Origin of the sequence: Enterobacter cloacae complex sp. P14RS (assembly GCF_014895895.1) — a bacterium.
Classification (GTDB): Bacteria; Pseudomonadota; Gammaproteobacteria; order Enterobacterales; family Enterobacteriaceae; genus Enterobacter; species Enterobacter bugandensis.
This window is the reverse complement of the sequence record NZ_JADBQM010000053.1, coordinates 1-429: the sequence shown is the minus strand read 5'-3', so window position 1 is coordinate 429 and position 429 is coordinate 1. Positions and strand designations below refer to the sequence as shown.

The 429-nt window shown below is 29.6% G+C and carries 1 protein-coding gene; it reads left to right on the top strand.

Features of this window, described 5'->3' with window-relative positions:
* Positions 1 to 101: 101 nt before the first annotated feature.
* Positions 102 to 429: hypothetical protein (locus IM295_RS23210; protein WP_226859546.1), on the top strand; the 328-nt coding region annotated here is incomplete at its 3' end.

Genomic DNA, 429 nt, shown 5'->3' with positions numbered 1-429 from the left:
GTAAATTAATAATAAAATTGTGTTCATCACTGATTTCATATTGATTATTAAATTCCATAATTTACTCTTGGTTTTTTTGGAGTAAATTCAATGTAAACATCATGCATTTTGCAACCATAAATGACTTGATGCCATTAATTATATATACAATGGCTTTGCCGTTGTTGTTAATAATTATTACGTTCCTGTTTTTGCGAGTCTGGGAATTGGTTGTTGACCATGTATTCCCAGCAATCGATGTTCTTGCTTACAGGTATGATATAAATATGCCTGCTACAATACTAATTAAGGTTATCTTGACGATATTATTTGTATTCATCATATTCTTCATTCTCCAATCAATTTACCCTTATTTTAATTTAGATATTATGCTAAATGACGATTCTGGCTTCACCAAAGGTTTGATAGGTTTTATATCTGCTATTCTAG